13 protein-coding genes are annotated in these 21765 nt (G+C 50.4%); 6 read left to right on the top strand and 7 right to left on the bottom strand.

The features are described 5' to 3' along the window. Positions 1 to 101 precede the first annotated feature (101 nt). Positions 102 to 1730, bottom strand: a complete 1629-nt coding sequence (locus ACI1P2_RS01090; protein WP_355316035.1) for a bifunctional metallophosphatase/5'-nucleotidase — start codon at positions 1728 to 1730, stop codon at positions 102 to 104. 100 nt (positions 1731 to 1830) lie between these two features. Then, positions 1831 to 3216 (bottom strand): MFS transporter, encoded by a 1386-nt coding sequence (locus ACI1P2_RS01085; RefSeq protein ID WP_355316033.1) that lies wholly within the window; start codon positions 3214 to 3216, stop codon positions 1831 to 1833. 113 nt (positions 3217 to 3329) lie between these two features. Between ACI1P2_RS01085 and ACI1P2_RS01080 the strand changes: the two genes are divergently transcribed. After that, positions 3330 to 4229, top strand: a complete 900-nt coding sequence (locus tag ACI1P2_RS01080) for a LysR family transcriptional regulator (protein ID WP_355316031.1) — start codon at positions 3330 to 3332, stop codon at positions 4227 to 4229. Between the two features lie 85 nt (positions 4230 to 4314). Here the strand turns inward: ACI1P2_RS01080 and ACI1P2_RS01075 are convergent, their stop codons facing one another. From ACI1P2_RS01075 to ACI1P2_RS01065, 3 genes are all read right to left on the bottom strand, one after another. Then, a complete protein-coding gene (locus ACI1P2_RS01075) occupies positions 4315 to 6321 on the bottom strand; it encodes a DUF6359 domain-containing protein (protein WP_355316296.1) in 2007 nt (668 codons plus the stop codon). Positions 6322 to 6639: 318 nt separating this feature from the next. Continuing rightward, positions 6640 to 7470 (bottom strand): carbohydrate ABC transporter permease, encoded by an 831-nt coding sequence (locus ACI1P2_RS01070; protein ID WP_355316029.1) that lies wholly within the window; start codon positions 7468 to 7470, stop codon positions 6640 to 6642. Further along, complete coding sequence (locus tag ACI1P2_RS01065) at positions 7470 to 8357, bottom strand: carbohydrate ABC transporter permease (protein ID WP_355316027.1); 888 nt, start codon at positions 8355 to 8357, stop codon at positions 7470 to 7472. The genes ACI1P2_RS01070 and ACI1P2_RS01065 overlap by 1 nt, the downstream gene beginning before the upstream one ends. A gap of 165 nt (positions 8358 to 8522) precedes the next feature. Here ACI1P2_RS01065 and ACI1P2_RS01060 point away from each other — a divergent pair, with 165 nt between their 5' ends. From ACI1P2_RS01060 to ACI1P2_RS01040, 5 genes are all read left to right on the top strand, one after another. Beyond that, positions 8523 to 10346: a sensor histidine kinase gene (locus tag ACI1P2_RS01060; protein ID WP_355316025.1), complete on the top strand. Its 1824-nt coding sequence runs from the start codon at positions 8523 to 8525 to the stop codon at positions 10344 to 10346. Continuing rightward, positions 10339 to 11979 (top strand): response regulator transcription factor, encoded by a 1641-nt coding sequence (locus tag ACI1P2_RS01055; RefSeq protein ID WP_355316024.1) that lies wholly within the window; start codon positions 10339 to 10341, stop codon positions 11977 to 11979. Before ACI1P2_RS01060 ends, ACI1P2_RS01055 begins: the two co-directional genes overlap by 8 nt. Before the next feature lie 143 nt (positions 11980 to 12122). Then, complete coding sequence (locus tag ACI1P2_RS01050) at positions 12123 to 13421, top strand: ABC transporter substrate-binding protein (protein ID WP_355316022.1); 1299 nt, start codon at positions 12123 to 12125, stop codon at positions 13419 to 13421. Between the two features lie 130 nt (positions 13422 to 13551). Further along, positions 13552 to 15654: an alpha-galactosidase gene (locus ACI1P2_RS01045; RefSeq protein WP_355316020.1), complete on the top strand. Its 2103-nt coding sequence runs from the start codon at positions 13552 to 13554 to the stop codon at positions 15652 to 15654. A 264-nt stretch (positions 15655 to 15918) separates the two neighbouring features. Continuing rightward, positions 15919 to 17115 (top strand): MFS transporter, encoded by a 1197-nt coding sequence (locus tag ACI1P2_RS01040; protein WP_355316019.1) that lies wholly within the window; start codon positions 15919 to 15921, stop codon positions 17113 to 17115. Between the two features lie 469 nt (positions 17116 to 17584). Here ACI1P2_RS01040 and ACI1P2_RS01035 read toward each other — a convergent pair whose 3' ends face one another. Next, positions 17585 to 18889, bottom strand: coding sequence for a hypothetical protein (locus ACI1P2_RS01035; RefSeq protein ID WP_355316017.1), 1305 nt, complete (start codon positions 18887 to 18889; stop codon positions 17585 to 17587). A gap of 169 nt (positions 18890 to 19058) precedes the next feature. Continuing rightward, on the bottom strand, positions 19059 to 21395 hold the full coding sequence (locus tag ACI1P2_RS01030) for a fibronectin type III domain-containing protein (protein WP_355316015.1): 2337 nt from the start codon (positions 21393 to 21395) through the stop codon (positions 19059 to 19061). Positions 21396 to 21765 lie beyond the last annotated feature (370 nt).

Raw genomic sequence — 21765 nt, 5'->3', positions numbered from 1 at the left:
CGTGCCATTATTCTTAAAAAAAGCGGGGAAGATACCCCACCCAAAATGTCACCATGTTGGACAGACCTGATATTTGTTGCTACCTCGCTTCATGTCTGCCTCTAATTTCCACCGATGACCTTCCAGTTGTGATTCACACTCGCCGTAATGATTCGCTTCGTGCGGATATAGTCGGCAAGCAGCTCCGCCATGTCCGTCTGCAACTCCCGTACGACGGGTTTGCCCTGGAACATGTCAAACCCGCCCCCGCCGCCGGCGCGGTAGTTGTTCATCACGACATCGTATTCCGCATCCGAAAACAGCGGCGAGCCATCCACTTCCAGCCGAACGACCCGCTCGCCAGATGGGCGGGAAACATCCAGGACATACTCTACGCCCTCCCACATGTCGTAGTTGTAGGGCTGGGGCTTGGGGAGCAGAAATGCGGGACTCACGCCGATCCGGTCGTCCTCCTCCAGCATAAAGTACTCGGCGGATTTTTCCAGCGCCTCGCGGATGTCCCGGCCTGCCACCCGCAGGACGCGCAGAGTGTTGGGAAATTTGTAATTGGCGAGGATATCCCGCATGGAGATGCGTTCCCCGAAGCCGGGGCTGCTTTCGTCAAACAGGGCGGTACAGGAGATTGGTGCTCCGCTCACTTCCATCTGCATATTGTTGATCCATTCGATGAACGGGTGTTCTTCAAGCCGCGCCTGCCGGACATCCGTGATGCGCATATTTCCTTCCGTTTCGCCAATAGGCTCATCCAGCCAGCGCTGCAGGCCTGCTTCAACCGGAGCTGTCAGCTCCAGAATTCGGTCCAGCGGCTCAGCCTCTCCGGCAGGAAGCAGCTCTGAGTGTTTGGATACCACTCTCCAGCCGTGTTTTGCACCGGACATAGGGCTTGCTGTCTGTGCTTCCTCGTCCAGCTCCAGTTCAAGGATAACTCTGCCGAGAAATTGACCCTGCGTCCCGGGCTGGATGACACATACGCCATTTAACATGGCGTTCTCGATTTGCCGGTGCTGATGACCTGTCAGCAGCACATCAATCCCTTCAACCTCCTGGCAAAGGGCATAGCCCTGGTTCTCTCCAGTCAGCGTTTCGGTGGATTCGCCTGTCTGCAAATCCCGCTCAAAGCCGCCATGATAAGCGACAACTACAACGTCGGCCCCTTCTTTGTTCCGCAGATAGGGAACCCAGCGCTTTGCACATTCCACGGGGTCCACAAAGTGAAGCCCTTCAATATGCTCGGGCAGCTCCCATACTGGAATATGCGCGGTTGTCAGACCCAGCACGGCAATCCGGATACCGTCCGGCATGTCATGAATAAGGTAAGGCGTGCCAAAAGCGGCTTCGTCGCTTGCAGCTGACAAAATATTGGCTGACAGCCAGGGAAAGGCCGATTGGCGCATTGCTTCGCGCAAATAGGCAAACCCGAAATTAAACTCATGATTGCCTACGACTGCGGCACTGCACCCGGCTGCGTTCAAGCTCGAAATCATCACATTTTCCCCGGAGTTGTCCACTTTAGCTTGATAATAGGCAAGCGGCGAGCCCTGAAGGTTGTCGCCATTGTCCACATAAAGCATATGATCGCCCCATATGCCGCGCTCGTTCTCGATCAGACTTGCAGTTCGGGCAAAGCCAAGGTCAGAAGGCCCGCCCTCTGTATACGAATAGGGCTGAATAAAGCCGTGAATATCACTTGTCGTCAAGACGGCGACCCGGCTGCGTGTTTTTGTTGGCATAACTTTGCTCCTCCTTCTGTTCACTTCTATAGATTAGCGCCTGGTCGTTTATCTTTTGTATGCGGCATGTAATAGGAATGTAAAAAAAGTTTGAATGAACCTACGGCTCTTGCCATTGCCCTGACTCCCGGCGCCTCAGACTCATGAACACCAAGGAAAGTGCAATGAACGTAAGGATGACCCCAAGCAATTTAAATCCCCCGGCGCTGAACTGGCCTCCCATCACGATGCCTGTCAGCAATGAAGATAAAATGGTTCCTATATATCTCGATGTATTAAATACTCCGGAGGCTACACCGATCATTTCTTTTGGAGAACTTTTGAACAAGGCCGCCTGTATGCCAACGCTGTTCAAGCCGTTGCTGATGCCGAATGCTGCTAACGCCAAACATACACTGATGACTGGTGAAGCTTGATTCAAAGTCACGAGCCACACTGACCCTATTGTCATTAGCATTCCGGATAACAGCAAGGCTGGTTGAGGGCCTGATTTATCTATCCATCGTCCTGCTATTGGAGAAGTGATGAGCGAGCACAAGCCCAGGGTCAGCATGAGAATTCCTGTATGAAATTCGCTGACATGACGTACCGTTTGCAAATAGGAGGGCAGCCCGAAAAAGAGCGAGTAATACAGCAAGTTAACGAGCATGAACTCGACATTGATCCAGGTCATTGCAGGATACTTGGCGAATGTTCGCAATGGAATAAAAGGCGACTTTGTTTTTAGCTCAAATCGTACGAAAGCTGTAAGCAGAGCGAGACCTGCCAAGCCGACAATGACATGGCTTAATGAGACGTGCCCGGATGATTTTGCTGACAGAAGTCCAATGAGCAAGGTAACCAGACCTGCTGTGAAGAGCAGGATTCCCGGCACATCAAGCAAATCATACCATTTACGAAAGGACATGCTATTTGCGGGGGAAGTCAGCGGTTCGTCTTTAGGAATTACCTTTCTGGCTAATAGAAAGCTCGCCGTCACAAACGGAATATTGACGAGAAAGATCGCAGGCCAATCCCACCAGTGAATGAGGACCCCGCCAATAAAAGGGCCGATGGCTGCAGCTCCAGATAAGAATATCGACAAAAAGGACAGCGCGGACGCTTGTTTTTCCGTAATATGAATTCGCACAATTGTCATTCCAACCCCACCCATCATGCTTGTTCCGATGGCTTGCACAATGCGGAACACGATGAGCCACCCAAAGCTCGGCGATAGCGGAGCGAGTAAGGATGGAATGAAGGCTGTAACAAGCCCGGCAAGAAATATCCTCCTGCGGCCGAATAAATCACTCGCCTTTCCCATGACAGGCTGGGCGACAGCACTGGCAATGTAAAAAGCAAAAATAATCCAGGAAACAACCGTAAAGTCAAGGTGATACGCTCTTTGAAGTCTTGGAATAGCAACAGAAATCATCGAGGAATTTAATGGATTCAAAAGCACCCCCAGTCCAACGGAAATCATCAACCACCTGCTGCGAACATTCATTTTTAATCCCCCAATCAAAGCGACTGATGTCATCGTACTTGAAATCAATTATTTATTCCAACGCATTTGATGTTATTATTTGATTGACTGAAAGGAATGAATGGGGGTATAAAATGGAACTTCTTCAACTGCAATATTTTCTCAAGGTCGCCAGAATGGAACATATGACCGAAGCTGCACGAAGTTTGCACGTTACCCAATCGTCACTAAGCAAAACGATCCAACGCCTGGAGGAGGATCTGGGTACACCTTTATTTGATCGGGCAGGGAGAAAGCTGCGATTGAATGAGTTTGGGAACAAATTTCTTCGACGTGTGGAAAGGGCCTTGTTTGAATTGGAACAGGGGAAGCAGGAGATCAGGGATTTATCCAGCCAGGGGCAGGGCACACTCGAATTGGCGGTGACCACCGCAAGTTCGCTGCCCAATATCCTGCGAGAGTTTCGGAAAAAGCGGCCTGATGTCCAATATCATGTACAGATGCTGAGCACGCAGGAGATGATTACGCTTCTTCATAGAGGGGAGGTCGACTATTGCTTATCCTCACCTCCCATAAAAGGGGATGACGTTGAATGTCAAATCGTATTCATCGAACCTATCCTTGTTGCTGTTCCAAATGGGCATCGGCTGGCAGACCAAAGCAGCGTATCCCTAACCGAACTAAGAGATGAATGCTTTGTTGGGGTAAAGAGAGGTTATGGCACACGTGATTTAGTCGACGCTGTATGCAAATCGGCCGGTTTTGCACCTAAATATGTGTACGAGGGGGATGAACCTGCAAGGCTTATCTCTCTTGTGAGAGCAGAAATTGGAATAGCTTTTATCCCAGGCACGGCAGTGATTTCACAAGATGATATTCAATTTCTCCAAGTAGAGGGACACGAACTGGTGCGGGAGATTGCTTTATTGTGGCACCGGAGTCGATACATTTCGCGGGCTGCTCTGGAATTCCGCGAAGTAGTAGTAGAATATTTCAAATCCATATCCATATCCAGTGATGTCGGGGATAAATGAAAAATAAAAGGTTTTAGCATAACTGATCTAAAAAAACTGCCCGCCGTCAGCAGACGGGGGCAGCAGGGTTGAGCTATAATCCTGATCAGCTTGCAAGCGCCGCTGGGGAAGAGAAAGTGATCCGGCTTTCCTGATGAAGCTTGCTGTTAAAATCTGTCACTGATGCGCTGGAGGCGGCGATGGTTATCGGCTGAGTCAGCACATTGCTGCTGCCTTTCTTCAAACGCAGATTGGCCGAGCCGGATATGCCGGACTTCAACTGAAAGGTGAGCGATTTGACTGCTTTGCCGTCACTATCGGCCGTCATCGTGAAGGCCGGGCTGTAGCCATACGACGACCAGCTCCCGTCCTCGTTCTTGAAGCGGGCGATCTGCTCGCCGCCAGGGAGATACATCCCGACACTCAGACCGGAAACCGTTTCTCCGGCCGAAAGGCCGTTCACCGTAAGCGTCATCGTATACGTGCCGCCTGCAGCCAGACCCTCCGGAACGGTAAAGCTGTAGCCGGCAGGTTGACCTGGGCTTTGTGTCGCCCCGTATGAGCCGGGCTTGAATGTGGTCGGGTCGTACCACAGATAACCGGGTGCCGGCTCATCCCATGGCTCGGCTTGCGGTTCAGTTGAAGCGGACGGGGTTTCCATGGGCAGCAGAGAGGTCGGTGTATCCAGTGTCAGACCTTCTACCTGATCAAGCGAGGTGTAGTCCTCCTGCATGGCGAGCCATTTGACTGTATTGACAAGGAATACACCGTCGTCTTCTTCCTTGAAGCCGTCGTAGGTCTTCTTGGTCGTGCCGGTTTCCTCACGCAGATACTTCGGAGTGGCGTCTTCCACCGGCGATGAATCGCCGATAAAGGCAGCTTTGCCAAGTCCTCGTTTGGCAATGGCTGCATAGGCGCCTTCTGCGCGTCCTCCTCCGTTGTAGACACCTTGATCCACCGCGTAGCTCCAGGCAGGAACGCCGCCCGCAGGAAGATACACGATACCCTTGGCCTGGGCGGGATCAAGAATAGCAATCGTCGAACCGGCGTGCATGGCGACAGCATCAACGCCGGACGTAATGCCGAAGGCCTGGGAAGGCTCGACAATGTCGGTGGCATTTACGTCGCCGATGGCGTTGTAGCGGAAGCGGAGTCCGAAGTTATCGGCCAGCCAGTCCGAGCTGACGACATCCTGCATGGCAGGTGAGGCAGCTTCAACGGTGGACATGCCCTTCGCCGGATTGGTGTAGGCCCCCCGGCGGTAACCGTTCATAACCTCAGAGGCGTCCCAACGGTTTTTGTTCCGGTCAGCGTTATAATGGTCGGCAATGAAGAACAGGCCGCCGCCTTCGTTGACGAACCGCAGAATAGCCTCCTGTTCCGATTGCTTGAACGGAACGTTGGCTTCGCCAACGATGAAGACGTCATAGTTCTTCAGCTTGTCATACGTGATGGCCTGCTCTCCGAACGTGTAGGGGATGGTCCGATCGAGCTGATCAACCTCAAACTGTTCGGCAGCCAGGGCGTCCGCAAAATCGGAGAATGCGCCGTCAATGACCCAGTCCGCTGCACCGGCCGTTTGGGCATGCGTGTTGTCAAACAGCACTTTTTTGCCTGCTCCGTTTTCCAATTCCGGATCGCTCCCAGGGTCGGTGCCAGGATTGGTGCCATCTCCACCGCCATCATCTCCACCTGGCTCACCGCCGTCACCCGGTTCTTCCGATGCCAGCATTATTTTGGAGGGACTTTTCATACCGGGAAAGTTATTGTAGGCAGACAGTGTACCGGTCACCCGGATTTTTGTGCCAATCAGATCGGGATTGGTTTGCAGGCCATATTCCGCCCGGTAATCGGAAGTAATTTGCACATCCATGAGCTTGCTCTTGTCCTGCTCCCCGGCAGCATCTGCGATCAGTACGTTATAATCATTGGAAAAAGGCGCTGTAAAATCCGCTGCATTTGAGCCGGAAGCATGTCCAACGATATAACCCTCCACCGTTGCCTGTTTACCGCTGCTTCCCTGTGCAATCGCTTGGCTGACGGTCAGCACATCCGCGGCGAATGCCCGCTGTACTCCAGCTCCAGCCCATCCCGTAAATACGACTGTGAGCATGAACATCAGGCTGGCTCCAAGCTTGAACCATCGATTCTTCAATATAATCCCTCCTGAGTGGAATTTTTTGTATCCCTTTAGAGAGTAACGGAGAAATGATGATTTTTGACCCTTATTTTGTAATAAAATTATAAAATTTCGAAAAAATAGTTCTTTTTTCTCAGACGCAGCATGAGGAGGTTAGGGCATTATGCAGCACAACAATTCATGATTTAATACCAATGGTTGGCCAGAAGACATCCACAAGGCTACAAATAGCAGAGGGGATTCTCCCAGTAATCCTGATTGGAAGAATCCCCTTCTTTGCCTTGCTCCGGATCAGCCTTTCACAGCCCCGGCGACAACGCCTTTCACGATGTATTTTTGCAGGAAGATGAAGACGATGATGGACGGCAGGACGGCCATCACCATCGCGGTCATCGCATACTGCCAATCCGAGGTGTACTGCCCGACGAAGGTGTAAGCCGCCAGCGTCAGCGTCTTCGTATCCGGCGAACCGTTGACCATAAGCAGCGGCAGCAGGAAGTCGTTCCAGATCCACATGACGTCGATGATGACAATCGTGGCCGTTACGGATTTCAGCAGCGGGAAGATGACGGAGAAGAACATGCGGAAGCCGGAGGCTCCGTCGATCTTGGCGCTTTCGTCAATCTCCATCGGGATACCCTTCACGAAACCGTGATAGATGAATACGGCCAGCGGAGCGCCGAAGCCCCAGTACAGCAGGCCGAGGCCCCAGGTGCTGTCGGACAGGTGCAGGTCTTTGGCTACGCGCAGTACGGTCAGCATGATGGACTGGAACGGAATGAGCATCGGCATGATGCACAGAATATAGATTACCCCGCTCCAGCGGGTTTTTGTCCGTGCCAGCTTGTAAGCGGCGATGGAGGAGATGAAGATGATGCCGACCAATCCCAGTACGGTAATAATCGTGTTATTGATGAAGAGCTTCGGATAGTTAATGAATTCCCACACATAAGCGTAATTCTCGAAGCTCAGCTTCTGCGGCAGTGCAATGACATCCGTCATGACCTCGCCGAAGCTCTTGAACGAGTTGTTCACCGCCAGGAACAGCGGATACAGGAACAGGAGCGACAAAATAATCATTACGATCTCGAGCAGGATGCGCCCGGCTTTATTTTTTTTCATCAGGCTTCAACCTCCCTGCGTTTGAAAATACCCAATTGGATTACGGTAATGATCAGTACCGCAACGAACAAAATAAGCGCTTTGGCCGTTCCGTAACCGTATAGGTTGTTCTGGAACGTATCCCGGTAAATATCATAAGCGATACTGTAGGTGGTGCCGCCTGGTCCGCCTCCGGTCAGAGACAGGATCACATCGAACACCTTGATGGAGTTCGTCAGTGCCATAAAGACGGATATCGTAATGGATGGAGCCAGCAGCGGCAGCACGATGCTGAAAAATCTGCGGACAGGACCCGCTCCGTCCACGATGGCCGCTTCCTTCAGATCCTCGGGCACGGACTGCAGTCCTGCAATGTAGATCACCATATAAAAACCGATGGACTGCCAGATCGAGACGGCCAATATGGAGATAAAGGCAAGCCCCTGCTCCCCGAGCCAGCTGAGCTGAAAGATGCCCCAGCCTGTGCTCTCGCCAAGCGATTCAAAGCCCTGCATGAAAATGAATTTCCAGATAAAGCCGACGATGACGAGGCTGAGAATATAAGGGACGAAGAAGGCCGCCCGCAGCCAGGCCGAGCTTTTCAGCTTCATGTCCAATACTACGGCCAGCAGAATCGCAAGCACGTTCACCAGAACAATGTAAAGGATCGCATACTTGACGGTAAACCAGGCCGCATGGGCGAAGTTGGCGTCTCCCATCAGGATTTGCTTGAAGTTATCCAATCCGACAAATTTCGGATGCTTGGAAATTCCGTTCCACTGGGTGAGAGAATATCGTATGGTCATTAGGAAAGGAACATAAAAGGCGATAATTACGCACAATAATACCGGCCATGTGAACAGCCCGAATTCGAGTCTGTCGGCCCACTTTCTCCCTTGTTTGAACATAGCGCACCTCTTTTAATATTAAAAATGTGTCAGTTATTGCCGATCTACAAATTAAACCCCCTTCGGCTATAATGAATTATAGAGCAGGGATAAAGTCACCAAAATGGATTTAAGAAAACAGTTAAGGGTAAAAATGCGTACGCTTTCAAAAGGGGATAGACAGAGATGCCTAAGCGGAGTGCGGGAGCTTTATCTAGAATAAAAGAACGGATCACACAGCGGCTGGTGAACAAGCTGGTGCTGCTGTTCACCTCCATCATCGTGCTGGTGGTCGGATCGCTGACCGTCATTTCCTATCATATCGTCGAGAATGAGTCGGTGGAGAACAGCATTGCCAGCACGACAAACAATTTGCTGCTGGTGAATCAGAACCTGGAGGATTATGTGCAGGGGATGGAGCAGCTTGCGCTGCCACAGCTGCGTTATAACGAAATTATGAGTGCGATTCTGGACGAGGATCAGGACTATTCCTCCCAAATGGTGATTGACACGTATTTGCGGAGTATGTTTTATTCAAGAAATGATTTGAAAGCGATTTATCTCTATATTGTTGACAAGCAAAAATATTATACGGTATCGAAGGAAGCAAACACGATATCGGTCCGGCAGGGGTTTAACGAGGACATTCCGAGTCAGGACTGGTATAAGTCCGCTGTGGACAGCACAAGGAATCAGTCCTTTCAGTCCCTGGCACTGCCGGACACGGAGGTAGGCTATCCCCTCGAAACGGAGGATTGCTTTCTGGCCTATCACCGGGTGCTGCGGTCTATCTCTTCCCGGGAACCGCTGGCGGTGCTGTCTTTTTATTATAAGGATGCGGGCAGACAGGAGATTATGAAGGATATTCCCGTTGCTGAGGGAGATCATTTGTTGCTGCTTGGTCCGGATGATGTCCCATTTTACATGGATGATCAGGCATTTTATGCGCGGATGCGGCAGGCGGGAATGCTGGATCAGATCAAGGACGGAGAAAACGGACAGTTTACGTGGCAGGACGGTGACGAGAAATACCTTGTGAATTATAATACCGGTGAGCATGAGGGCTGGAAGCTCGTGAAGCCGATACCGTACCGTTCCATTTATGAAACCGCCACCACGACGCGGAACTGGGGCTATGCCATCGGTGGCGTATTTCTGATCGTAGCCGTCATTCTTGTCACGCTGACCTCCAATGCGATCACGCGGCCGCTGGACAGGCTTTCCTTGCAGATGAAGCGATTCAGCAGCGGGGACTTCGAGGCAGAAGCGCCAGTGAAGGGGAATGACGAAATTGCGTATTTGTCCCGCCACTTCAATGAGATGGTGGAACGGACGAACGACCTGATCAATGAGCGCTACAAAATGAAGCTGGCCGAGAAAAATGCGATTTTGAAGGCGCTTGAAGCGGAGATCAACCCGCATTTTCTCTATAATGCTTTGCAGGCCATTTCCACACAGGCCTTGAAGAGGGAAATGTTCGATATGGCCGATATGGTGGATGCGCTCGCCCAGACCTTGCGTTACTCCATCAACGGCAGGGAGATGGTGTATGCCAGGGATGAGCTGAGTCATATCGAGCGTTATCTCGGTCTGCAGAAGGCCCGCTTCGGCAGCAGGCTACAGGTGGAGTATCAATGGGAAGCAGGCCTTCTGGATCTGCTGATTCCCAGATTGTCCATTCAAACTCTTGTCGAGAACTCCATCAAGCATGCGCTGGAAAACATGCCTGACGGCATCCGCGTCGTCATAACGGCCGAGCTGCAGGGAATGCAGGCGCTGATTTCGGTAAGCGACAATGGCCCGGGCATGTCTGTAGCGAGACTGGAGGAAGTACTGGCATCTTTTGATGAGGAATGGGAAGAACGGGAGAGCGGGAATATCGGACTGAAAAATCTGAACACCCGCCTGAAGCTTTTGTACGGGGAGGAAGCGGCCCTGGAGATCAGGACAGGCGCATCCGGAACTCATATAAAAATGATCATACCGCAAGGAGGCGGCAGCCGTGTATAGAGCATTGATTATTGATGATGAGGAACCGCTGCGTGAAGCGATCCGCATTCTGGGAGACTGGAAAGGGCTTAACATCGGGGAAATTTATGAAGCGGAGAACGGGAAGTCCGGCCTGGATTTGCTGAAGCAGCATGACATTGATCTGGTGATGGTGGATATGAAAATGCCGGGACTGAACGGGGTGGATCTGCTTCAGATTATTGAAAGGGATTATCCTGAACTGCTGACAATTGTCATCAGCGGTTACAACGACTTTGAGTTCACACGGCAGGCAATCCGTTCGAAGGTGATCGATTACCTGCTGAAGCCGGTGAACCGGACGGACCTGAATCAGGCCTTGCGCAAAGTGATTGATGTGCTCGATGCGAAGAGGAAGAGCGAAAGCGATATTATTACGCAAAATATCACCCTGAACATGTCTCTGCCCAAGCTGAAGGAGAAAATGTATCTGTCCATCCTGGACCGCAGCTTCCGGAGACAGGCTAATGAGGCGTTTCTGCCGCTGATCGGCGCGGACTATCCGGGCAACCGCTTTTTGCTGTCCGTGCAGCGCATGATGAATATGGACGAGGTGCGCCGCGCCCGTTTTGGCGACGACCCGGAGCTGCTGGACTTCGCGGTAACGAATGTGCTGGCTGAGTTGGGGGATGGTCGGCTGCAGTGCTTCAGCTTTGTCAATCCGCGGCGAGAGCGTGAGGTGATCGCCGTGTTTACGGTGACTGATGGGCGCGACGAAGATCTCGCGTTCCAGGCGGGTCATATTGTCCGGAAGGCTGCCTCCTCCCTTCATCAGCTGTTCGGGCTGAAGATGGCAGCCGGCATCGGCGGCCCGCAGCAGGAGGTAACGGCACTTGCCTCTTCGTATTCATCCGTGAAAGCCTGGTTTGCCTCTCTGGATGTGCTGAAGCTGAAGAACGAGCCTTTCACACAGACCGTGGATCAGGCTGCTGCCGCCGACACATACCCGGTGACCGGGCAGCTGACGATGATTCAGAAGGCGTTCGAGACAGGTGGACTAACGCATGCGAAAAACCTGCTGGGGGACTTTATTAACACTATTCGCGCACGGGAGACATTCAGCCTGGGGGATGCGGACCGGACGCTGCAGGAATTTGATATCATTCTGCGGGAAGCGTGCGCAAGGAAAGGCTTGAATGCGGGGGTGGCCGCGATGCCTGAGGAGGCGCGAAGAAGCGCGGCTGGCATCATTTCCATGGATTTCGCCTCATTTGAGCAGTTTGCCCAGGTGATGCACCGCATGCTGGAATTCTACAGCAGGCTTGCCGAGGAGGAAGGCACAAGCGGCAGGCCGTTCGACATTGCCGAAATTAAAACCTATATTGACCGGCATTATTTTGAGGATATTAAAATCTCCATGTTTACGGAGAAGTATTTTCTGAGCAGGGAATACCTGATGAAGCTGTTCAAGCAGCAGTTCGGGTACGGCATTCATGAGTATGTGCAGAAGGTGCGGATGAACAAGGCCAAGGAACTGTTGAACGACCCGGGCCTCAAAATCCAGGAGATTTCAGATATGCTGGGCTACAAGGATAAAAATTACTTCAGCAAGGCGTTCCGGAACTACTATCAGCTGTCTCCGTCCGAGTACCGGGCAAGCACGCAAACAAATTAGCAATTTAAATAATTGGAAATGATAGCGGAAACAAAATTACTTTTTTACCCTCAACTATTCACTTATCTACATTTTTAATGCCGGCTCCATTCACTACAATGAGCACATGGAAACAAATTAAACGATCAATTGGGGGAATATCGATGTTCAAAAAGTTTGCAGCATTGTCTGGCAGTCTCCTGTTGACAGTCGGCTTACTGAGCGGCTGCGGAGGCGGCGCTAAAGAGGCATCCTCTGACACAGGCGGCAGCGATGATTCGAAACCGGTTACAATAAACATGTTTACTGCTTCTCCTGAGTATACGGATGCCTTCAACGCGTACATTGCCGAGTATAAAAAGGTAAAGCCGAATGTCACGATAAATCTGGAAATTATGCAGTCTGACTACAATACGATCCTGAAATCGAAAATTGCTTCTGGCAGCACGCCGGATGTGTTCCAGACAACTGCCGGCGGCGACATTGATACGTATGCGGATTACAGCGCCGACCTGACGAATGAGCCTTTGGCTGCAGCGATGACGGATGCTGTGCGCGCGAACATGAGTTCTTCGGACGGCAAGGTGCTTGGCCTACCGGTGAAAGGCAACCTTTTCGCACTGATTTATAACAAGGATCTGCTTGAACAGGCCGGCATTACGGAGCCTCCAAAAACGGCAGCCGAAATGCAGGGTGCTGTTGAGAAGCTGAAAGCGAAAGGTATTACTCCATTCGCCAACGCTTATAAAGAATGGTGGGTATGGAAGCATATCTTCATGCACTATGTAGATGCGGCAGCACAAGACGCTGGTGTTGAGCCGAAGCAACTGGTGAGCGACTTTATCGCAGGCAAGGCGCATATTAAAGATTACCCGCTGCTGTACAACAACTTCTTCTCCTTCGTTGACTTGACGGTAGCCAACGGCACAGACAAGCCGCTGGAGCGCGACAGCAACGCGGAAGTCAGCGATTTTGCATCTGGCAAAGCTGCGTTCATGACAGGTAAAGGCGCATGGGATGAGGAAGCCCTGAAGAAAATCAATCCGGATCTGAAGATCGGCATCATGGGTTATCCGGTCAGCGACAAGGCTGAGCAATCGCAGATTGTGACGGGTGCGGACCAGGCCTTGCGTATTAATGTTGACTCACCGGTTAAGGATGAAACGATTGCCTTCTTCAACTGGCTGTACACATCGGAATACGGCAAGAACTGGTTCTCCGATGTAGCGAAGGTGATCCCGCCGATCAAGGACGCTCCGCTGCCTGACCTGGATATCCCGAAGCAAATGGAAGAAATTTTGAAAAACGGGCAGTCCGGCGACCTGTCCATCAACTACTCTCTGGATACGTTCCATCAGAAATTCGGTGAGCTGATGCAGGCATATATCGGCGGCAATGCGACCAAGGATCAGACGGTTACAGAGATTGAGAAAGCATGGGTTCAACTGGGCGGAGCCCAGTAATCCAAAGGGTAAAGTACTGATAAATTAAGAAAATGAAGTCGAATGTGAGCATAACTCGGCACGCTTGGTGCTGGGTTATGCTTTTCTTACACAAACCAGTGGCGGCAGGACAGGAAAGGATGATCAGGGAGTGAAAGCGGATCGTATTGAGATCGAGGAAAACGGGCTTTATCTTGTGCTGGAGGTTACGGAAGAGAAGGACGTGAGGCTGCTGCATTTTGCGGCCCAGCCTTACAGAGAAGGAACTGTCGAGGAGAAGCATAAGCCGGGATACCGGCTGCTGGAACTGCAGCTGTCCGGTGAAGACCGGGAGGAATACCACGGAAGAACACACCGGGCATCTTACCCCGGTCTGCGCATGATCTTTGCTGGTCATCGTGACGAACGAAATCTGCTGGGCCGCAAGCTTGAAATCATGCTTGCCGATCCTGTAACGGGAATCGGGGCCGTGCAGCATCTTCAGTTTTACGACGGCGTGCAGGTAGTCCGCAGCTGGGTGGTGCTCACCAATAACGGCAGTGACCCGGCTGATGTGGAGTATGTATCTTCATTTGCGCTGACAGGACTGGACAAGGAGGGGGAGCAGGACCGCGACGAGAAGATGCGGATCAACATTCCCCATCATGGCTGGCAGAGCGAGCTGCAGTGGAGAACTTATTCGTTGCCTGAGCTGGGCATGTCCCATATGAAGGACCGGGGCTCCAAGCGTGTCTCCTGTAGCAATACCGGCTCCTGGTCCGCTGCGGAGCATGTGCCGATGGCTGTACTGGAGAATACGGAAGCGGACAGCAGCCTGTTTTGGCAGATTGAGCATAACGGCTCTTGGCACTGGGAAATTATCGAGCAGGCCGATACGCTGACGGTGCTGATCAGCGGGCCGACGGAGCATGACAACCACTGGTTTGTCTGTCTGCAGCCGGGTCAGGAATTCACATCCGTGCCGGTGGCGGTGGGAGCGGTTCAGGGAGGCTTTGCAGAAGCCGCTGCCCATCTGACCGTATACCGCCGTATCATACGTCGGCCTAATACAGATAATCGGGAGCTGCGGATCATTTTCAATGATTATATGAACTGCCTGTGGGGCAGCCCGACGACAGCAAAGCTGCTGCCGTTGATTGATGCCGCAGCGGAGGTAGGCTGTGAATATTTCTGTATCGACGCAGGCTGGTATGCAGACGGAGAATGGTGGGACGGCGTAGGCGAATGGATGCCGTCAGCGGAACGCTTCCCGGGAGGCCTTAAGGTTGTGCTGGATTATATCCGCAGCAAAGATATGATTCCAGGCCTGTGGCTTGAGCTTGAAGTCATGGGCATTAACAGCCCCAAGCTGAAGGATACGGATGACAGCTGGTTCTTCATGCGGCATGGCAAAAGGGTGAAGGATCGCAGCAGATATCAGCTGGATTACCGCAATCCGCAGGTCAGAGCCCATGCCGACGAGGTGATCCGCCGTCTGGTTGAGGACTATGGGGTGGGCTACATCAAAATGGATTACAACATCAATGCCGGGATCGGCACCGAGACGGAGGCGGACAGCTTCGGTGACGGGCTGCTGCAGCATAACCGCGCATATTTGGCGTGGCTGGACAGCATCTTCGCACGTTATCCCGAGCTGGTCATCGAGAACTGCTCCTCCGGTGGTATGCGCATGGACTATGCGATGCTGAGCAGGCACAGCATCCAGTCCACCAGCGACCAGGAGGATTACATCAAATACGCTTCCATCGCCGCGGCCTCCCCGGCCGCTCTCACGCCGGAGCAGTCCGCCGTCTGGTCGTACCCGCTGCGCGAAGGTGATGATGAAGAGGTTATTTTCAATATGGTCAACGCGCTGCTGCTGCGGGTGCACCAAAGCGGGCATTTGGCCGAGCTGAACCCGCGCAGAAGAGAGCTGGTTAAGGAAGCGCTGGACGTATACAAGACGATCCGTCAGGATATCCGTGAATCGCTGCCTTTCTGGCCTCTGGGACTGCCAACGCCGCAGGATGACTGGATCAGCCTGGGGCTGCGCAGCGGGAACAAGCGGTATATCGCGGTGTGGCGGACCGGCGGGGAGCAGGGGACAGTTGATCTGCCGCTGCATGATTTGAAGGGAAAATCCGCCAATATCCGCTGCCTGTACCCGCAGGGCTATGAAGGCTCCTGGGTGTGGGCTGATGCGGAAGGAAGGCTGCAGGTGAGCTTGCCAGGACCAGCGACAGCCAGGCTGTTGGAAATCCAAATAGGCGAGTAGTTCAAAACTCAATAGATACTTTCCAGGAGTGTCCATAGGTCGGTTGACCTTGGGCACTCCTTTTTCGCTTTGTTCCTACCTTTTTAATTCAGACTTTTTCAAAAAAAGGAAAATGGGAAACCCGGTCATTCCTTTCACACAGAGCTCAGCTTGGAATTGAAAATTTATAGATTATTTTATTTATATCTATAAATTTATAGACAAACTAATAAAATGTTTGTATTATAAATTTGTGATTCGATTTTGCGCAAAGGATGAGTAGGCATGTTAAACAACCGTTATGTCCGGACGATTATCCTGTCCCGGGTATTCCTGCAGCTTGGCATCTGGATCCGAAATTTTGCCGTTTTGCTGTATGTCACGGACTTGACCCGCAATGATCCGTATTATGTATCCCTGATTTCCGTGGTGGAGTTTGCGCCGATTTTTTTGTTCGCGATGATTGGCGGAACGCTGGCCGACCGCTGGCGGCCGAAACGAACGATGGTATGGTGCGACCTGCTGTCCGCCGCTTCCGTGCTGGGTGTGCTGCTCGCGCTCTTGTACGGGACCTGGCTGGCGCTGCTGCTGGGAACGCTTGTATCCGCAAGTTTGTCGCAATTTTCCCAGCCTTCGGCCATGAAGCTTTACAAGAGACATGTTCCGGCTGAACAGCTGCAGGGCGTGATGGCGATGTCGCAAACACTGGTATCGGTGTTTATGATATTGGGCCCGATGATTGGCACGTTTATTTTTCTGCAGTATGGCATTGAGATTTCGCTTACTTTAACAGTGATCATGTTTTCCGGCTCGGCTTTGATCCTGTCCACTCTGCCCAAGGATTCCAAGGAGGACAGTTCTGCACAAACCGGGGATTTCATGAAGGAGCTGAAGGAAGGTATTCGTTATTTATGGGCCAACCGCTCGCTTAGAGTGCTTAGCGTCACCTTTGCCGTGACCGGTCTGGCCGCAGGGTTAACCCAGCCGCTGCTTTTGTTCGTTACTATTGATCAATTGGGGCTCGAAAAGTCCTTCCTCCAGTGGCTGTTTCTGACCAACGGGGCTGCTATGCTTATCGGAGGAATCATCATTATGGGGGCGGCGAAACGGGTAAAGCCGCATGTGCTGCTTCTAGCGGGGTTGGTTGGCAGTGCGTTGGTTACTGTTGTAACCGGCGCTTCAACCGTGGCGTGGTTGACCATTGCTGTCCAGGTCGTTGGAGGTTTGGCCTACTCGGGCGTACAAGCGGGTATTCAGACGATGATCATGCAGAATACCGGAGCTGCCCTGATCGGAAGGGTGAGCGGAGCGATTACGCCCATGTTTATGGGCATGATGGTGATTGGGATGTCGGTATCCGGCTATTTTAAGGAGATGCTCTCGCTCTTCACGGTCTATGCCATCAGCGGTGTGCTGCTTGTGATCGGGGCCTTGCTGCTGACTCCTCTGCTAGTGCAGCGGAAGGTACGGAAGCAAGCATGAATTTAGTAGATTCGGGAGCATATCCCCCTCGTTCAACTTCGCAATTATAGTTGTTTAGGGGGGCATTTTTTGACGGGGTACAGAAAAAATACAAGCCTGGGATTATCTTGGGCTTGTATTTTGATATAATTGGGTTGGACAACGGGTGGGAGTCACGGCGCAGCCTTCTGTGAAGGAGGTGATTGACGCCATGACAGCCCTTGGTGCGTTTTACATGGTCTTGAAAGTAATCGCGACATTGCTAAGCCTATGGTTTAGTTCTCGTAAGCTTTACCGATGGATCAAAAGAAGACGTAACAAGCGCAAAACCCACCGCTAAAGGTTGGTAGCCTCGGTGGGTTTTGCTGCACTAAGCAACAAATGCGCGCCGTGAGGCACACCTCGTTGTCCTGGGGGAGGGTAGCGACCTCCCTTATTTCTATTATTATGTTACCATATTGAAATTATTCAGGCAATGCGATTGCGAGTATTAGGAGGATTCCCCGTTCAAATAGCGATAGAATGGCGCATCGACCCAGAAATTATAGGTTTGTACTTCTGCAGCAGGCGCAAGCTTTTTCAGGCCTTCGGCGATGGAAGCTGTATCTTCTTTCAAGGAGAAGGACTGTGCATAGTAGTTGCCGGAATCAATTCGATTGTTGGATATCTCCATATAATTATTCATGGCAGGTAGCGAATAGTAAAGCGGCTGCCACCAGGAGGCAGCGATCAGGCCGGCTTCATCCTCGCTGTCTTTTTTGGCATATTGGTTCACAAGGCTATCAAATTGATCCTTGTCGGCAGCAGATTCAAACTCCAGGGCCAGATCATATTCTTTGGCGTAAGCGATATAATTGCCGTTTTCAATCTGCACCACCTTGTAGTCGTCGCTTTGCTGCGGAGTGCCCCACTCCTGCAAATAAACGAAGGCTGACGTTTTCGGCTCAAGCTGTACCTTGGCCTGTATGCCTTCACTGCGCAGCAGGCCGATCAGCTGAATGGCATGCTTCAGATCGCTATGTCCATAGGTGAGGGACAGTGCGGGATCGAAGTGGGCCTCGTAGCGTTTGTCTTTAATGTTGTAGCCGGTGAACAGCCCCTGCTTCAGGCCTTCATCGAAAATTTTTTGCAGCTCCGGCGCCAGCACAAGCTCCTGGGTGTCGTAAGCATCGTTGAGTTTTGCAAAAATATCGTTATCCAGCACATTGCCTATGTAAGATTTATAATCCCCGTGAAAGGACAACACGCCAGCCAGCAAATCGGTCGCAAACATGTTGTCTGCCTGGCTGTCTGCCTTAAAGGATTTGGCGGCAAACGCCGGAAGCAAACCGGTGTCCACAGCAGCGGCCAGCTCACGGGTTGCGTCGGCACTCAATTTATTAACTTCTTGTATTCTCGACTTCTTCAGGGATGCGGCGGCTTTCTCCGGTGAGTAGGTATTCGCCAACTCCTCCAGTCCCGCTGCTTTGATGGCGAGGCTGACGGCATTCGCCTGAGTCAAGGGAGCGGAATCCCCGGTTGTTAAGGACGGAGTCTGCTCAAGCAGTTTGCCCAGAGCACCGATATACTCGTCCACTGTAGGGGCGGCTGATAAATGAAGCCCGAAACGATTTTCGAGGTAGGATATGTTGTCTGCAGTGGAGCTTTGCTGAGAAGGAGCAGAAACAACGGTCAACGTCGCCGGAACGGCCGCATAGGATGGAGTGCCGGTTACGGCAAAGGCGGAAATCAGCAATGCGGTAGAGATAGAGAGCACCTTACGCGATACAGTATTTGATTTGAATAAAGATAACAAACTAAACATCCCCCTTTTATATGATTTAAAAAAATAAATTGTTAGAATCATATCCTCTCAGGTAAGGTCTGTCAATATATTTTGAAGGCTCCGAATGAAAAAAAAGAAAGAGCGGTTGTTAGTCGCCCTTTCTCCAATTCATATTAACTTGTAAAGCTATCTCTGTTATTTAAATACCGGTTTCAGGTTGAGACGGAGTCTGCGGGGGTTGTCCATTAGTGCTGTAGCCGTTTACCTCAAAAGTAATAATTTTGTCGTAAATCATATAATCCTTACGATTCGTAAAAGGTCCTTTATTGTTATTGTGCTTATTGATTGCAAATGTGACAGGTCCTGAACCTGAAGCCCGCTGCTCATACCAGCTTATAAAGGCGTTCACTTCACTCATGGAAAGATCATACTCTTTAACTTCACCGGTATTTAGCATAATCGCAAGTAAAGCTCGATCTCCACTATTGTCTTCCGGAGGTTCGGAAGGATTTCCCGGATTTGCTGTAATAGGAGTAGCAGAGGCTTCATTAGACACGGCTACCTCGACGCTGCCGTTAATAGCACGAACGATATAATAATAAGGGGTGTTATTAACCACATTTGTATCCTCAAATATGGCAGCAGTTCCATCTACAGTGCCAATAACACTGTAAGGACCACCGGCTGTGGTTCCGCGCTGGATTTCATAATTTGCGGCATTGGGGATTGAACTCCAATTCAATGTGACTTTCCCATTGCCTGCGGCAGCGGTCAAATCAAATTTCTCCGGTGATGGCCCCTCCATGCTTTTTCCGAACAAGTTCCATTCATATTGGTAAACTGACGCTTTGGCTTTAAGGACCACAGTTGCTGCGTTCTTGACAGGGAGCGGCAAGTCTTCAGTTGTATCATTGGCTTTAGGCGAATAGGAGTACAGCAAAGTATTATTGCTATCATAAAATTCAATGGTTGAGTTGGCGATACTGCTGCTGTTTAGAATTACCGAAGAAATCTCCATCGGCGAAGGGAATGTATACCACACCAAATTGCCGCTCGTTTGATAGTAACGAGTTGTACTGTTGTTGTCAGTCACCTCGCGGATCGTTGTGGTTGAAGCCGAGGTTGAAGCACCGACGTTAAGAGCAACCCGGTCAAGCAGGCCACCCGTATATTTGGTGGCATTCGGGGTGATCATTTTCTCAGCTGAATCAGCGCTTTCACCCGCCTCATTGATAGACGATACAACATAATAATAGGTTGTTCCGTTGACGACGGATGTATCGGTGTAAGAAGTTCCGCTTACCGAAGCCAGAAGCGCATAGGGGCCGCCTTTACTCGTGGAACGCTTAATTTTATAGGATTTGGCAGCTGTAGAACCCCAATATAGATCAACAGTTTTATCCCCGCCCTGAATCCAGTTGATTACAGGCACTGCTGGAGCCGCAGTTGGGGTGGAGAAAACATTCCATTCATAAAAATAAGTGCTGCTGGCGGCTTTAAGGACAACTGTCGATACATTGGTAACCGCGACCGGCAGGGATTGAACTGTATCATTAGCTATAGGTGTATAGGATAAAAGCAAATTATTGTTAACGTCATAAAACTCAATAGCTGCCGTCGAGCTGCTGTTTAAGACTACTGCAGAAATCGTTTGTGGTGATGAAAAAGTATGCCAAATTAAATTGCCGTTTGGCAGATAGTAACGGGTAGTAGCGCTATTATCGGTTAATTCTCGTACGGTTCCGGTTTTATTCGATGTAGAGGTACCTACATTCAATGTAACCCGGTCAAGCAGACCTCCTGTATATTTGGTTGCGCTAGGAGTTGCACTTTTTTCCACGGAATTTGCGCTTTCCCCGGCTTCATTAACGGATGAAACGACATAATAGTATGTTGTTCCATTGTTAACAGAAGAGTCTGTGTAGGAATTTCCGTAAACCGATGCGAGAACGGAATATGGACCGCCAGTAGATGCTGAACGCTTGATGGTATAGGACTTGGCCGCAGTGTTATTCCAGCTCAGATCGACGGTCTTGTCCCCGCCTTGAATCCAGCTGATGGTTGGAGCTGCGGGGGGCGCCGACGGAGTTGAAAATACATTCCACTCATAATGATAAACAGTGGCAGTTGATTTCAGTACAACAGTTGTGACATTCGTTGCCGGTGTCGGCAAAGATTGAACTGTATCATTAGCTACAGGTGTGAACGATGTGATCATTTTATTACTTGAATCATAAAATTCTATTGTTGAATTCAGAGAGCTGCTCTTTAAAATAATAGCCGAGATATTTTGTGGAGAGGAGAAGCTGTGCCAGATTAAATTTCCGCTAGTCAGATAGTATCTTGTATTTGAATCTCCATCAGTCATTTGAGTGACAGTCCCCGTGCTATTGTTAACCGAAGTGCCAACCTTCAACTCAACATTGTCTAATAGACCTCCAGTATATTGGCTGGCTGCCTTCATAGACGTGTTAGGTAAAATAACCCACATTAATACCAGCAACAAAAAGGTGAAACCTATCTTTCTACTCTTCAAATTCCCTTCCTCCTTCTTTAATCTCCAAATTTTACAATGGAAATTATAATACCAAAAAACTACTAAAGAACTCCGTCTAAAGAACTATTTTTAGTGATAAATATGAAAGTTAATGAAAAATTATAGGTTTATATATCTAAAAAGAAGGGAAAAAACTTGCACGATAATCTATTACTTATGATTAAAGAACTAAAAAAATAGAAACAATTTGTTACCTCTGTTTGGCTTCTTGTATCAGCACGTTAGCTTATTTTATGTGATATTTTATAACATTTAAGTTGACTATTTAGATTTTTTATTCATATAATCACAATAAATTAGATTAATTTGTTAGATAAATTAACATAAAAGGAGGTGGGAATAGAACACA

It is taken from the genome of Paenibacillus jiangxiensis, assembly GCF_046098255.1.
Lineage (GTDB): Bacteria > Bacillota > Bacilli > Paenibacillales > Paenibacillaceae > Paenibacillus > Paenibacillus jiagnxiensis.
This window is presented reverse-complemented; position numbering and strand designations above follow the sequence as displayed.